Here is a 13,972-nt window from a genome sequence, read left to right as displayed (position 1 = left end):
CTCCGGAGACCGTTCCGAGGTGATTCGGCGTACACCGAAAGGCTTGTCCGCCGTCTTGCGGTCGACAAAAGTCGAGGTGGGGAGCTGCTCGGGCCACGTCCGTCACCCCGTCCCGACGCCCCGCCACCGACGCCCGCCGGCGGTGACGGCCGCGCCGAGGCCGTTCCCCGGCACCCACTGCGGTGATCGGCCCGGACCGGATGCGCTGGGGGAGCGGCCGGTCCGCCCGGTCACCGAGAACTTCGAGCCTGGAGTGATTGCATGCCGACGCCCGTCCCGTATCTGCACCGATCCCCCTCGGACCGCCCGTACTTCAGCTCGGACGGCGAGGCGTATCTGGCGCAGACGCCCCTGAGGGACATCCGGAAGTCGCGGGAGCTGAGAGTGCTGTCCCAGGAGGACTTCGACTTCTGGCAGACCTATGGGTACGTCGTCGTCAAGGAGGCGATTCCCGCCGCCGCGGCGAAGCGCCTGCTGGACTTCACCTGGGACTTCCAGGGGCTCGATCCGAGTCGGCCCGAGAGCTGGTACGAGGACCGGCCGTTCCGGACCGAGCTGGACCGGGAGCTGCACGTCTACGGCTTCGTCGAGGCATACCACCACCAGCTCATCTGGGACAGCCGGCAGGCGCAGCGCGTCTATGACGCGTTCGTCGACGTGTGGGACTGCGAAGAGCTGTGGGTGACGCTGGACCGGCTCAATCTCAATCCGCCCAACATCAGGAACCGTGATCGCGCGCTCATCGCCCCCACGGACAAGGGCTTCGACATCGAGCTCCACTGGGACGTCGACACCACGCTCGGCGTACTGCCCCAGAGGGTCCAGGGGATCATCGCCCTGAACGACACCCGGCCCGAGCTGGGCGGCTTCCAGTGCTCGCCCGAGCTGTTCCGCCGGTTCGAGCAGTGGAAGACGACCCAGCCGGTGGACCGGGACCCGATCAGGCCGGACGCCGACCGGACACAGTTCCCCGTGGTCCGGCCCGAACTCGGCGCCGGTGACCTGCTGATCTGGAACGGGCTGCTCGCGCACGGGGTGACGCGCAACACCTCGCGGGACGGTGTGCGCGCGGTGCAGTACCTCTCCATGATGCCCGCGCTGGAGTCGCACGAAGAGCTGAGACGGTCCCGGATCGAGTCATGGCGCCGGCTCACCACACCGGACTGGAACGGGACGCTGGTCGGCGACGCCGTCCGGCACGAATCCCTCAGATACGGCACCGCCGCGCTGAACGGCCTCGGCGAGAGGCTGCTGGGGCTGACGTCCTGGAACGAGCAGGAATCCGAAAGGGTGACGGGAGAGCCGGTATGCGCAGAATCTGCCTGACCCTTCCGACCAACAGGGCCTGTGCCGAAACGATTTCGGCGATCGGTGAGGAGGCGGACTACGCGGCCGAACGCTTCGGCGTCGAGGTCCACCTGCTGATCCTGGACTCCTCCGGGAAGCAGACGTTCGCCGAGCACGCCGAGGTCGTTGCCGGGGCTCGCCGGGCCCCGAACGTGATCACGCATCACCTCGACGAAGCGGAACAGCGGGACTTCCTGCGCCGGGTGATCCGGCGTTCCGGTGTCTTCAAGCCGGAACTGATGCTCGACCTCATGCTCCCGTCCGGGGTCTCCTACGGTGCCTGCACCAATCGCGCGTTCCTGATCGCCGCCGCGCTCGGCTGCCGGTCGGTGCACCGCAGGGACTCCGACAGCACGTACCAGACCCTGGACGGCGAAACGGTCTTCCCTGTCCACCACGAGCTCACCTCGCTCGGGAAGACCGCGGCCGACGCGGCGGACGGGGTGTCCGAGACGGTGCTCGCCCCGGAACACGCCGCCAAGCCCGTGGTGATGGTGGGCAGTTCATTCGTGGGTGAACTGTCGGTGGACATCGGCGAGATCTCCCGGCTGGACAGCGGCATCTACCACGACGTCGTCAGCCTGTGGGCTCCAGGCCACTGGCCGGACGAGCAGAAGAGGGAGCTGGTCGAGGAGTCCTTCCGGGGAGCGGGCACCGACCCGTTCGTCCGCGATCACTCGACCCTGACCCATGTCGATCCCATGCGGGTGGACATGTGCAACATCAGCTTCCTGGACGAGGTGTACGAGCGTGTGCCGCTGCCACCCGCGACCGACACCATCGGCAGCGACTACTTCCTGATGCACCTGGTCCACGACGGCACACTGCCCGGCGTGCTGCACAACCGAAACATCGTGAACCACTACACGGCCGAGCGCCGGACCGACGCCGGATTCATGGCCTACCAGCTGCGGTTGACGAAGTTCTTCCTGTCGATGCTCTACTTCAACCTCATCTACGAACGGATGGCGGCGGCCGGTGCCACGCTGCTCGACGACGATTTCCACGTCCGGCCGGAAATGGTGGCCGAGCTGGCGAGGGAGAGCGCCGGGGCGGACCGCGAGGAGAACGTGCACCGGCTGGACGTCATCGACCGTTCCTACCGCGAACTGGGCGGCAGATACGCGGAGTTCGCCGACATCCTGGCATCGCGCGGCCGGCAATGGCTCGAAGAGGCACGGGCGGACATCGAGGACTTCGCGCTGCTGACCGAAGCCTGGCAATCCCTGGTCCGGGCGAGCAGGTCCACCGGCATTCGGCCCGGGGCGTCGCCATGCGTCTGAACGCCCGTATGCGCGCCGCTCTGGAAGCCGCCGACGAGGACCGGATCATCTTCGACCTCGCGGGAATCGAAGAACAATACGAGTCACTGCTGCGGGAGTTGCCCGGGATCTCCGTCCGGTTCGCCATGAAGTCCTGCCCCGTGGACGAGGTGCTCGCCCGTCTCGCGGAGAAGGGCGCGGGTTTCGACGCGGCGAGTCCCAACGAGATCGCGCAGGCCCTCAGGACCGGTGTGCCCGCGAGCCGGATTCATTACGGCAACACCATCAAGTCCGACGAGAACATCGCCGATGCCCACCGCCTGGGCGTACGGACCTTCGCGACCGACAGCCAGGAGGACGTGGCGGCGACAGCGGCCCACGCCCCCGGAGCCCGGGTCTTCTGCCGACTGGCCACCAGCGGCGACGGGGCGCTCTGGGGCCTGAGCCGGAAGTTCGGCTGCTCCGGAACCGACGCGGTACTCGTCATGGAGGCCGCGCGGGCGGCCGGACTCACACCGTCCGGCCTGTCCGTCCACGTCGGCTCGCAGCAGATGACGTCGGAAGCCTGGCAGGACGCCTTCGAACGCATTGCCGACGTGCTCACGGCCCTGAACCGGCGGGGCATCTTTCCCGACCACATCAATCTCGGTGGCGGCCTGCCCGCCCTCGGCTATCTCGACAGCCGGGGCATCCCCCTGGACCCACCGGTGGACAAGATATTCGCCGTGATCCGGGACGGGTTGCAGCACCTCGCAGCGGTCTCGGAATCCCCACTGGACTTCGTCATGGAGCCGGGCCGCCATCTGGTCGCCGACCACGGCGCGATCCGGGCACATGTGTCCCGGCTGTCCTCCCGGAGGCAGCCGGACGGCGAACGCGAGCACTGGCTGTATCTGAGCTGCGGAAAGTTCAACGGGCTCTACGAGATGGATCAGTTGCAGTACCGGCTGCTGTTCCCCGCCTGCTCCAGGACGGAACACGTCCGGGCTGTTGTCGCGGGCCCCACCTGCGACAGCGACGACGCCTTCGACCACACGCACAATCGCGTGTCCGTGCCCGCATCCGCCGCCTCGGGCGACCCGGTCTGGATTCTCTCCAGCGGTGCCTACGCCACCGGCTACACGACCCAGGGATTCAACGGATTCGATCCGCTTCCGTACACCTGCGTCCAGGGCGAACGGGCGGACGGATGAGCAACGACCTGCGTGTACGTCATATTTCGGACGGCGACTGGGACGCCGTCGTGGACCTGGAGGCCGGCGCGTACACCGCTGCCGGACTCTCGGAGGGGCGGGCGGCGCTGCGGTCCCGGGCCGACGCCTCGCCGGCCACCTGCTTCGTACTGGACCGCGGGAACCGGACGGTGGGCTACCTGCTGGCACTGCCCTACCCGATGTTCGAGTACCCGGACCTGGACCGGACGGAGGACGTGGTCTTCCACTCGCGCAATCTGCATCTGCACGATCTCGTCATCGCCGAGGAACTCCGTGGCAGGGGCCTGGCGAAGAGCCTGCTGCGGCACTTCACCGCAGCAGCGGCGGCCAAGGGGTACGAGGGAATCTCCCTGATCGCCGTCCGTGGCAGCGGCACCTTCTGGTCGGCGAACGGATACCGGGCCCATCGCGGCGTCACACCCCCGACGGGCTACGGCGCGGACGCGGTGTACATGTCCCGGGCCGTGCCTGGCTCCCGGAGCAGCAGAACGAACCTCGCCCACGTGTCATCGCACCGGGCACCTCTGGAAGACGAAGTGGGCTGATTACCTGTGTTTGGCGTCACCGATCAATTCCGCCGGGCGCAGCTCGCGATCGCGGCCCTGTTCTGTTTCCTCGGCTTCCAGTACGCGACCTGGGCGTCCCGGCTCCCCGCCCTCAAGACACGGCTGGACCTGACGGAAGCCGAACTGGGCCTGTTGCTGATGGCCTGTGGCGCGGGTGCGGCAGCGTCGTTCCCGCTCGTCGCGGTACTGATGAAGCGCATGGGCTCACGCCGCCTCGCGGTCCTGTCGGCCGTGTGCCTGAGCCTGCTCCTGCTCGCGCTGTCGGCAGCGCCCGACTACCCGGTCGCTCTTGTCGTCATCTGCTGCGACGGGGTCGCCGTCGGCAGCCTGAACGTGGCGATGAACGCTCAGGGGGCCGCCCTCGAAGTCACCTATCAGCGCACCGTCATGGCCAAACTGCACGCGACGTTCAGCGCCGGTTCGCTGTTCGCCGCGCTCCTCGCGTCCGGTGTGAACGTGGTGACCACGGACGTCGCGGTGCACTTCGGCGTGGCCGCGGCCCTGCTGCTCCTGCTGGTCGGACTGACCCGCTCGGCCCTGCTGACCGAGGACCAGCAGACCCCGGCCGAGGCTCATACCGAGGATCCGGCCCCGGAGAAGCGCCGTCGCAGGCTGAGCATGCCGGCTCGCGTGACGGTATGGATGGGCTGCGCGATGGTGTTCGGCACGGTCACCGAAGGCGCCATGAACGACTGGTCCGCGCTCTACATGAAGGACGTGGTCGACGCGGCGTCGGAACTGGCGCCCATGGGCATCGCGGTGGTCTCCGTCATGATGGTGCTGGCCCGCATCTTCGCCGACGGCTGGCGCAGCCGCTGGGGCGACGGGCGCATCGTCCGCGTCGGCAGCGTGGTGGCCGGTGCCGGGCTGGCGCTCGCCCTGCTGGCCGGCGGTGTCGTGCCGACGCTGATCGGCTTCGCCTGCGTCGGCCTGGGCGTCGCGGCCGTGACGCCGTGCATCTACGTGGCGGCGGCGGCGCAGGGCACGGACGCACTGGCCCTGGTCGCCGCCATGGGGACGACGGGCCTGCTGGCCGGACCCGCGCTCATCGGCTTCATCGCGAGCGCCGGCAGCCTGGTCTGGGGCATGGGCGCCGTCGCCGCCTCGGCGATCCTGGTGTCCCTGTGCGCCACGCAGATCCGCTGGCCGAAGCTCGCCGACTCCCGGGCCGTCCCGGCTCCCGAGTCCTGAGCCCTGAGTCCCGGACCCCGAGTCCTGAACTCCGAGTCCCGGGCCATGAGTTCCGGGCCATGAGGTCATGTGCCCGGGGCTCTGTGGCCACCGGGCGGTTGGGCGAGCTCCCGGCACCAGGCAGGATGGTGCCGTCCAGCCGGTAAGGGGAGATCATGATCGAGAAAATCCTGCCGTCCGGGGTAGCGGTGGCAGAGGCGTTCTCCGACCTGCCCGATGCCGTACTCCTGCCCGGAGAGGAGCAGCTGACCCGCGGATTCGTGGCGAAGCGCCTCGGGGAGTTCGCCACGACGCGACACTGTGCCCGCCGCGCCCTCGGATCGCTGGGCATCGCCCCCGTCCCCATCCTCAAGGGCGAGCGCGGTGCCCCGCTCTGGCCGGAGAACACGGTCGGGAGCCTGACCCACTGCACCGGCTACCGGGCCGCCGCCGTGGCCCACCGGACGGACGTGCTCACCGTCGGCATCGATGCCGAGGGCGACGCGCCGCTGCCCGGCGACGTGCACAGCAGCATCGCGCTGGTGACGGAGCAGCGGCGCGAGCGCGAACTGCGCCTGGAGCAACCGGGGATCAACTGGGACCGTCTGCTGTTCAGCGCGAAGGAGGCCGTGTACAAGGCCTGGTTCCCGCTCACCCACCGCTGGCTGGGCTTCGAGGAGGCCGACATCGAGCTCCGCCTCGACGGCAGCTTCGCGGCCGAACTGCTGGTCTCCGACCTGGAACCGGCGGCCGGGACGGGAGTGACGGCGGTCCCTGCCCGTTTCAGCGGCCGCTGGCTGGCCGAGGGCGGGCTACTGCTCACCGCGATCGTTGTCGGGAACCATCCCGCGCCGTAACCTCTGTCCGCATGAGCGGAGATCACCCGGGCGAAGAGCGCAGGCGCGCACGTGAGTTGGGCATTCCCCTGACCGGTGAGCCGGGGAGGTGGAACGCGATCACGGATGTGCCGGGCGTCGAGGTCGGATACGTCACCCTCGTCGACGGCGACGACGTACGCACCGGAGTGACCGCGCTGCTGCCGCGCGGCCGGGACGGTGTGGGCACCCCCTGCGCGGCCGGCTGGCACTCGTTCAACGGCAACGGTGAGATGACCGGCACCGCGTGGATCGAGGAGACCGGCTCGCTCGCCGTTCCGGTGGTCATCACCAATACGTACGCGGTCGGCCCGGTGCACCGGGGCGTGGTCGAGTGGGTGCGCGCCAACTGCGGCGGCATGGCGCCGGAGTGGCTGCTGCCGGTCGTCACGGAGACCTGGGACGGCCACCTCAACGACATCCACGGTGCGGCCGTGGAGCCCCGCCACGCGGGGGAGGCGATCGGGGCGGCGGCGTCGGGCCCGGTCGAGGAAGGATGCGTCGGCGGCGGCACGGGCATGCGCTGCTACGGCTTCAAGGGCGGCTCGGGAACCGCGTCGCGCGTGGTGGAGTACGGCGAGGACCGGTACACCGTCGGAGCCTTCGTCCAGGCCAACTTCGGCGCCCGGCGCGAACTGGTGGTGGCCGGTGTGCCGGTGGGGCGCGAGCTGGCCGACCCGGTCGGGGCGCCGGCCCCCGAAACGGCGCCCGACGGGGAGCGCCCGGTGCCGCCCGGCGCGGGCTCGGTGATCGTGGTCGTGGCGACCGACGCCCCGCTGCTGCCGGGTCAGTGCAAGGCGCTGGCCCGCCGGGTGACGCTCGGCCTGGCCCGTACCGGCACCACCGGCAGCCACTTCTCCGGGGACCTGTTCCTGGCCTTCTCCACGGCCAACCCGTCCGCGTTGACCAGTACGTTCCCCGAGGACGACGGCAGCGCGCCGTACGAGTCGATGCGGTTCGTGCCCTGGGGCCGGATGGACCCCTTCTACTGCGCGGTGGTCGAGTCGGTGGAGGAGGCGGTGCTCAACGTGCTCACCGGCGCGCACCCGATGACCGGCCGGGCCGGCCACCACGTCCCGGCCCTCCCGCTGGACCGGGTGAGCGAACTCCTGGCGGCGCGGGGAGCGGTTTCGTAGCCCGTCACCGGGACGGTTCACAGGTGATTCGGGGCGGGTTCGTTGGCCCGGTACAGGTTCGTCGGCCATACTGCCCGCCGTGGAGCAGCGCATAGATCCGAACACTCAGCCCGGATACGCCGCAGGGACAGACCCGGCGTTCATCCCCGGTCTCACGGCCCCCGTCAAGGCCGACAAACCGGACACGATCCTGGAGCAGCCAGACCTGAAGCAGACAGAACCGGAACAGGCGGAGCAGGAACAGCCGGAGCGGGAAGCGGCGCAGGAGGGAGCGGCCGACGCCGCCGCCCCCGACGACGGCGACGAGGCAGAGGCCGTGTCCGATGCGGCCGACGACAAGGAGGCGGCGGACGGCCCCTCGTTCGAGGTGAGCGACCGTCGCGGCTCGATCACCGCGGACCGTGCGGGAGTCCGGTTCCGGCTGGACGACCAGGAAGCCGATTTCCGGTGGGACGAGATCGGCGCCGTCGAGGTGAAGCTGCCCCGGTTCGGCCGCCGGTTCACCGTCACGGTCCACATGTCGACCCGCCGGTGGTTCAACGCCGAGGTCGAGGCGCCGGCCAGGAGCAGCCTCAAGGAGTGGGCGGCGGAACTCGACGAGGTTCTGGACGCCTACTTCGAGGAGTCCTGACCCGAGGGCCGTGTGGGCGAGGCCGGCGGCCCCGTCCCGCCCACCGGCCCCCGCACGGTCCTCAGGCCGGGCCGTGCGTGCCGCGCAGCGCGTCGAGGATGTGCGGCCAGGCGGCCGCCCCGAGCGCCGCGTCCGCCGCGGTCGAACCTCCGTACCGGAACTGCGCGGAGGCGGGCGCCGGGCCCTCGCCGGGCAGCCGCGGGCGGTGGCCCGCTTCGGGGCTGCCGACGACGCGTACGGGCAGGCCGGCCGCTCTGCGGCGGTCGGCCAGCTCCTCGGCGCAGGGCAGCGAGGGCCACATCTCGTCGTCGCCGCCCGCGACCAGGACGAGCTCGGCGCCGGACCTCTCCACCGGGATCCTCGCCGCGTCGACCCGGTCGGCGAACGTGCGCCGGCTCTGCTCGTACCAGCCGCGAACGGCGATCGGACCGCCCTCGGGCCGTGTGGGCGCGGGTGCCCAGGAGTCGTCGTAGGGGACGAACGGCAGCGGCTCACCGCGCCAGGTCCAGGAGGACCGGCACGGCCGGTCCTGTCCATCGGTCCCGGGCCCGACGTTCGCCCAGGTGAGGGACGTCGGCGAGAGCGCCACCACGGCGTCCACGCCGGGCAGGAGCACCGACAGGTGCAGAGCGGCCTCCGCGCCCTTGGACGTACCGAGGACGCCTATCCGCCGCGCGCCGCCCGCGCGCAGCACCTCGATCGCGGGCTCGAACGTCTCCAGCGGGACCTCGCAGATGCCCGGCGGCTGTCCGGAGCCGCCGAACCAGCGGATCGACAGGGCGGCCATGCCCTCCAGGGCCAGGAGTCGGCACCGCTCGTCCTCGATCCGCCCGCTGGACCCGGAGAGCACGAGCACCCCGACCTCCGGGCCGCCGTCCGGTCCGTGCTGCGGCCTGGCGAGAAACCCCTCGCGAACGCCCCGGTGAAGGGCTTCGCGAGGGGTCCCGGTTCCGTGAGCAGCCCCGGGAACAGCTCCGCGAGCGCCTTCGCCGGGATCGCCTTCGCAGGGACAGGGACCGCCGAAGACGTGCTCGATGATGCGCATCGGCCGGTCAGGCGTCCGTGAGCACGACGGAGCGGGTCAGGTGGCGGGGGCTGTCCGGGTCCAGACCGCGGGCGGTGGCACGGGCGATCGCCAGACGCTGCACGCGCACCAGGTCGGCCAGCGGGTCCAGGCCGCTCTCCACCCAGCGGGCGCCGGTCGCCAGCACCTGCTCCGCGAGCCCCTCGGGGGCGGTGCCGAACATCCAGGTCGCGGTGCCGGCAGTGGCGATGCTGATCGGGCCGTGGCGGTACTCCATCGCGGGGTACGACTCGGTCCAGGACAGCGACGCCTCCTTCATCTTCAGCGCCGCCTCGTTGGCGAGCCCCGCCGTCCAGCCGCGGCCGAGGAAGGTGAACTGGGTGCACTCCACCAGGCCCTCGGGCAGCGGCTCGGCCAGCGCGGTCTCCGCGTCGCGCACCGCTTCCTCGGTGTGCAGACCGAGGTGGGCGCGGAGCAGGGTGAACGCGGTGGTCGCGAACCGGGTCTGCACGACGGACTGCTCGTCGGCGAATTCGAGCACGACGACATCGTCGGCCGCCGTCATGACCGGGGTGTTCGGGTCGGCGGTGATGGCCACGGTACGGGTGACACCACGGAGCCGGTCGAGCAGTTCCAGCACCTCGGTCGTCGTTCCCGAGCGGGTGAGGGCGACGACCCGGTCGTAGCCGCGGCCGAACGGGAACTCCGAGGCGGCGAAGGCGTCGGACTCGCCCTGACCGGACCCCTCGCGGAGCGCGGCGTACGCCTGAGCCATGTAGAACGAGGTGCCGCAGCCGACGACCGCGATGCGCTCGCCGGTGGCGGGCAGCGCGGCCGACTGCGTCTCGGCCAGCTCGGCGGCGCGACGCCAGCATTCCGGCTGACTGGCTGTCTCGATCTCGACAAATGACACTTTTGCACTCCGTACTCGTAGTGGGATGCTCGTTTACGCACGTTATACGGGATGTACGAGCATTATCAAGCATTCTGCGTGCAGGAAGCTTGACTGGGTGGAGCCTTGTGCGACGCTTGCGCGTGTCCGGTGACCGTACCCAAGGGGATGGGTGCCCGAAGCCCGGCCTGTGAGGAGAGGTGCCTTGTCCAGGGATGCCCGGTGGAACGCGCTGCTGGAACTCGTCGGTAAGAACGGCCGGGTGGACGTCGAGGACGCCGCCACGACGCTGGACGTCTCGGCCGCGACCATCCGCCGCGACCTGGACCAGCTCGCCGAGCAGCAGCTGCTCACCCGTACCCGCGGCGGCGCGGTGGCGCACGGCGTCAGTTACGAACTGGCCCTGCGCTACAAGACCGGGCGCCACGCCCCGGAGAAGCAGGCCATCGGCCGCGCGGTCTCCGAACTGGTGGCGGTGGGCGAGGTGGTGGGACTGACCGGCGGTACGACGCTGACCGAGGTCGCCCGGTCGCTGGCGGTGCGCTCCGACGTCGTCGGTGAGGGCGCGACGGGGATGGGCGGACAGCCGACCCTGACCGTGGTCACCAACGCCCTCAACATCGCCAACGAGCTGGTGATCCGGCCGCAGATCAAGATCGTGGTGACCGGCGGAGTGGCCAGGCCCCAGTCGTACGAGCTGACGGGCCCGCTGGCCAGCGGGGTGCTGGGCGAGATCACGCTGGACGTCGCCGTGCTGGGCGTCAACGCGATCGACACCGAGCGCGGTGCGTACGTCCACCACGAGGGCGAGGCCAGCATCAACCGCCTGCTCGCCCAGCAGGCCCAGCGCGTGGTCGTGGCCGCGGACTCCTCGAAGATCGGCAAGCGGGCCTTCGCCCGGGTCTGCGATCTGTCCCAGGTCGACTTCCTGGTCACCGACGAGGGGATCACCCCCGAGGCGACCGCCCGCTTCACGGAGGCCGGGGTCACGGTCATCGCGGTGTGAGCACCGGCCGCCCGACGGCGGGGAGTCGTCCCGGACGCGGGGCGGCACCCCGCCGTTTCTTCGTGCGCGCTGCTTCTTTGTTTGCGCCGAGGCGCATAGATGTCAATTGATGCTCGCTAAGTCCATGAAACGAACAACTCTTGCCACTTGCATGCGCTGTCATGAACTATGTGAGTGTCGCCGTGCAGGAGCATCGGCCGCACCCATCCCCGTACGAACCCCGCCCGCACCACCAGTACAACCAGAAGGGACCCCCGTGTCAGACCTGCGACTCGGCGTCATCGGGCTCGGCCTGCGCCGTTCCATCGCGACCTCCGCCCATCACCCCGGACAGGGCTCGGCGATCACCGCCGTCTGCGACCTCGACCCCGAGGTGCGGCGGCGCGAGGCCGAGCAGTTCGGTGCCGATGTCGCGGTCGAGGACTACAAGCAGCTCCTCGGCCGGGACGACCTCGACGCGATCATCGTCGCCACTCCCGACGACACCCACGAGACGATCGCCATCGACGCGCTGCGGGCCGGCAAGGCCGTCTTCGTCGAGAAGCCGCTCGGGATCACGGTCGAGAGCTGCGACAACATCCTGCGCGCCGCGTACGAGACCGGGACCCGGCTGTACGTCGGACACAACATGCGCCACATGGGTGTCGTGCGGCTGATGCGCGACATCATCGCCCGCGGCGACATCGGCGAGCCCAAGGCCGTCTGGGTGCGGCACTTCGTCGGGTACGGCGGTGACTACTACTTCAAGGACTGGCACGCCGACCGGACCCGCACCACCGGCCTGTTGCTCCAGAAGGCCGCGCACGACATCGACGTGCTGCACTGGCTGGCCGGCGGCTACACCCGCCGTGTCAACGCGCTCGGCGACCTCCTCGTCTACGGCGATCTGCCACGCCGTGAGCCGGACACCCCGCGCCCGGCGAACTGGCTGCGCGAGTTCGACTGGCCGCCGACGGCCCGCAAGGACCTGCACCACATCGTGGACGTCGAGGACGTCTCGGTGATGAACATGCAGCTCGACAACGGCGTCGTGGCCGCCTACCAGCAGTGCCACTTCACCCCTGACTACTGGCGGAACTACACCGTCATCGGCACCGAGGGGCGCCTGGAGAACTTCGGTGACGGCCCCGGCGACGAGGTCAAGGTCTGGAACACCGGCCCCAGCGGATACCGCGCCGAGGCCGACATCACCTACCGGGTGCCGGAGGCCGACGGCTCCCACGGCGGCGGGGACAGCCGGATCATGGAGGAGTTCTGCCGGTTCGTGCGCGACGGGGGCGTCACCGACACCTCGCCGGTCGCCGCCCGGATGAGCGTCGCCGCCGGTGTGCTCGCGACCCGGTCCCTGCGCGAGGGCGGCACGCCGTTCGAGGTGCCGGCCCTCGACCCTGAGCTGATCGCCTACTTCGAGGGCGGCCAGGTCGGGTAACGCTCGACCGGCGTGACCGGTGCGCAGTCGCGGAGACCTTCGGGGACGGTGCCTTCCGGTGCCGTCCCCGAAGGTCTTGGTGAAGGTCTCGGTGAAGGTCTCCATGCGATTGTTTTCAGCCATGCTCGGTGGGTAATCGGCGCATTCCCGTTTGGCGGCCGCCCGGTGGGTGTTCGGTGAGACGCGTGACATCGTCGGGTGAATTGGGGGCAATCGCCTGGAAGGTGACGGGTGAGGGCGGGGTGCGTCGGTCTCGCAGGGTTACCGCGGCTGTGCCGCCAGGGGGTGTGGGCGTCGATTTTGCGCCAATGGAACCCTGTGGTGGCCGAGTTCGAACGCGTGGCCGGATCTCGGTCGGCATAATCGCGTCCATGTCGATCACGGGTGGAGACGTCGTTGACCTGGGCAGGGGCCTGTACGCATGGCTCCCGCCGAAACGGGGCTGGGGGCTGGCCAACTGCGGCCTGCTCGTCTCGCCCCGGGGCGCGCTCTGGATCGACACCCCCTACGACGCCGTGCTGGCCGGTCAGTTCCTGGCCGAGTCCACGAAACGGCTGCCGGACGGCGTCCAGGTCGACCGGGTGATCGTCACCCACGCCAACGGGGACCACTTCTGGGGCGCGGGCGTACTCCCGGACGCGGAGATCATCGCGACCCGCGAGGCCCGCGAGCACATCCACTACGAACCCACGCCGCAGCAGCAGCACGCCCTCGTCGCGGCCGGCGATCGGGCCACCCCGCTCGGGGGGTATCTCGCACGTCACTTCGGCACCTTCGACTGGTCGCGGACCGAGCCGGTGGTGCCGACCACCTACTTCACCGGCGAGCTCGAACTGACGCTGGGGGAGTACCCGGTCCAGATCTCCGCGCTGCCGTCCGCGCACACCACCGGCGACCTGATGGTCCATCTGCCCGCGCAGGGTGCCGTGTTCACCGGGGACATCATCTTCTCCTCCACCCCGGAGCAGCCGGGCGACCACCCGGTGCACTGGGCGGGCCCGCTGAGCAATCTGATCTCGGCCTGCGAACGGGTGCTGGCCACCGGCGCCGGGACCGTCGTCCCGGGACACGGCCCGCTCCTCGACCGGGCCGGGGTACGCGATCACATCGTGTACCTGGAGTACGTGCGCGAGCGCGCCCACGCCTTCCACACGGCCGGGATCCCCGCCGTCGAGGCCGCCCGCCGGGTCATCGCCGAGGGGCGCTACCCGGAGCTGGGGCTTCCCGAACGGCTGGTGGTGACCATCGGCAGCGAGTACCGGCAGCTCGACGGCTCCGAACTGCCCGGAGTGCTCCAGGTGATGACCGAGGTCGCCGTGGTCGCTCAGGAACTGGAGCAGCCGCATGAGCCGGCCGGACCCACGGAGCGGTAGGGGCGTTCCTGCCAGGAGGGCCACCCCTTTTCCCCGAACGACCTGTC

Annotated in this window: 13 protein-coding genes; 11 read left to right on the top strand and 2 right to left on the bottom strand. The window is 70.3% G+C overall.

Annotation, left to right across the window (positions count from 1 at the left end):
• The first annotated feature begins 261 nt into the window (after nucleotides 1-261).
• From OG842_RS09350 to OG842_RS09315, 8 genes are all read left to right on the top strand, one after another.
• On the top strand, nucleotides 262-1,326 hold the full coding sequence (locus OG842_RS09350; protein WP_266729182.1) for a phytanoyl-CoA dioxygenase family protein: 1,065 nt from the start codon (nucleotides 262-264) through the stop codon (nucleotides 1,324-1,326).
• Complete coding sequence (locus OG842_RS09345; protein ID WP_266729181.1) at nucleotides 1,308-2,630, top strand: DUF6271 family protein; 1,323 nt, start codon at nucleotides 1,308-1,310, stop codon at nucleotides 2,628-2,630. The genes OG842_RS09350 and OG842_RS09345 overlap by 19 nt, the downstream gene beginning before the upstream one ends.
• Nucleotides 2,621-3,802 carry a type III PLP-dependent enzyme gene (locus OG842_RS09340; RefSeq protein WP_266729180.1) on the top strand — a complete coding sequence of 394 codons (1,182 nt, stop codon included), beginning with the start codon at nucleotides 2,621-2,623 and terminating at the stop codon, nucleotides 3,800-3,802. Before OG842_RS09345 ends, OG842_RS09340 begins: the two co-directional genes overlap by 10 nt.
• A complete protein-coding gene (locus OG842_RS09335) occupies nucleotides 3,799-4,368 on the top strand; it encodes a GNAT family N-acetyltransferase (RefSeq protein WP_266729179.1) in 570 nt (189 codons plus the stop codon). Before OG842_RS09340 ends, OG842_RS09335 begins: the two co-directional genes overlap by 4 nt.
• Before the next feature lie 6 nt (nucleotides 4,369-4,374).
• Nucleotides 4,375-5,580 carry an MFS transporter gene (locus OG842_RS09330; RefSeq protein ID WP_266729178.1) on the top strand — a complete coding sequence of 402 codons (1,206 nt, stop codon included), beginning with the start codon at nucleotides 4,375-4,377 and terminating at the stop codon, nucleotides 5,578-5,580.
• Between the two features lie 155 nt (nucleotides 5,581-5,735).
• Complete coding sequence (locus OG842_RS09325; RefSeq protein ID WP_266729177.1) at nucleotides 5,736-6,416, top strand: 4'-phosphopantetheinyl transferase family protein; 681 nt, start codon at nucleotides 5,736-5,738, stop codon at nucleotides 6,414-6,416.
• 11 nt (nucleotides 6,417-6,427) lie between these two features.
• Nucleotides 6,428-7,570 (top strand): DmpA family aminopeptidase, encoded by a 1,143-nt coding sequence (locus OG842_RS09320; protein WP_266729176.1) that lies wholly within the window; start codon nucleotides 6,428-6,430, stop codon nucleotides 7,568-7,570.
• A gap of 79 nt (nucleotides 7,571-7,649) precedes the next feature.
• A complete protein-coding gene (locus OG842_RS09315; protein ID WP_266729175.1) occupies nucleotides 7,650-8,201 on the top strand; it encodes a hypothetical protein in 552 nt (183 codons plus the stop codon).
• Between the two features lie 61 nt (nucleotides 8,202-8,262).
• Here OG842_RS09315 and OG842_RS09310 read toward each other — a convergent pair whose 3' ends face one another.
• Nucleotides 8,263-9,057, bottom strand: coding sequence for an acyl-CoA thioester hydrolase/BAAT C-terminal domain-containing protein (locus tag OG842_RS09310; protein ID WP_266729174.1), 795 nt, complete (start codon nucleotides 9,055-9,057; stop codon nucleotides 8,263-8,265).
• 196 nt (nucleotides 9,058-9,253) lie between these two features.
• The gene (locus OG842_RS09305; protein WP_266729173.1) at nucleotides 9,254-10,138 is read right to left on the bottom strand and encodes an SIS domain-containing protein; all 885 of its coding nucleotides are present in this window, start codon (nucleotides 10,136-10,138) and stop codon (nucleotides 9,254-9,256) included.
• A gap of 184 nt (nucleotides 10,139-10,322) precedes the next feature.
• Between OG842_RS09305 and OG842_RS09300 the strand changes: the two genes are divergently transcribed.
• From OG842_RS09300 to OG842_RS09290, 3 genes are all read left to right on the top strand, one after another.
• A complete protein-coding gene (locus tag OG842_RS09300; RefSeq protein WP_266729172.1) occupies nucleotides 10,323-11,123 on the top strand; it encodes a DeoR/GlpR family DNA-binding transcription regulator in 801 nt (266 codons plus the stop codon).
• 256 nt (nucleotides 11,124-11,379) lie between these two features.
• Nucleotides 11,380-12,552: a Gfo/Idh/MocA family protein gene (locus OG842_RS09295; protein WP_266729171.1), complete on the top strand. Its 1,173-nt coding sequence runs from the start codon at nucleotides 11,380-11,382 to the stop codon at nucleotides 12,550-12,552.
• Between the two features lie 371 nt (nucleotides 12,553-12,923).
• A complete protein-coding gene (locus tag OG842_RS09290) occupies nucleotides 12,924-13,925 on the top strand; it encodes an MBL fold metallo-hydrolase (RefSeq protein ID WP_266729170.1) in 1,002 nt (333 codons plus the stop codon).
• Nucleotides 13,926-13,972: the final 47 nt, after the last annotated feature.

Source organism: Streptomyces sp. NBC_00376 (genome assembly GCF_036077095.1).
In the GTDB taxonomy this organism is placed as follows: Bacteria; Actinomycetota; Actinomycetes; order Streptomycetales; family Streptomycetaceae; genus Streptomyces.
The sequence above is the reverse complement of the archived record's forward strand: the minus strand, read 5'-3'. Positions and strand labels throughout refer to the sequence as shown.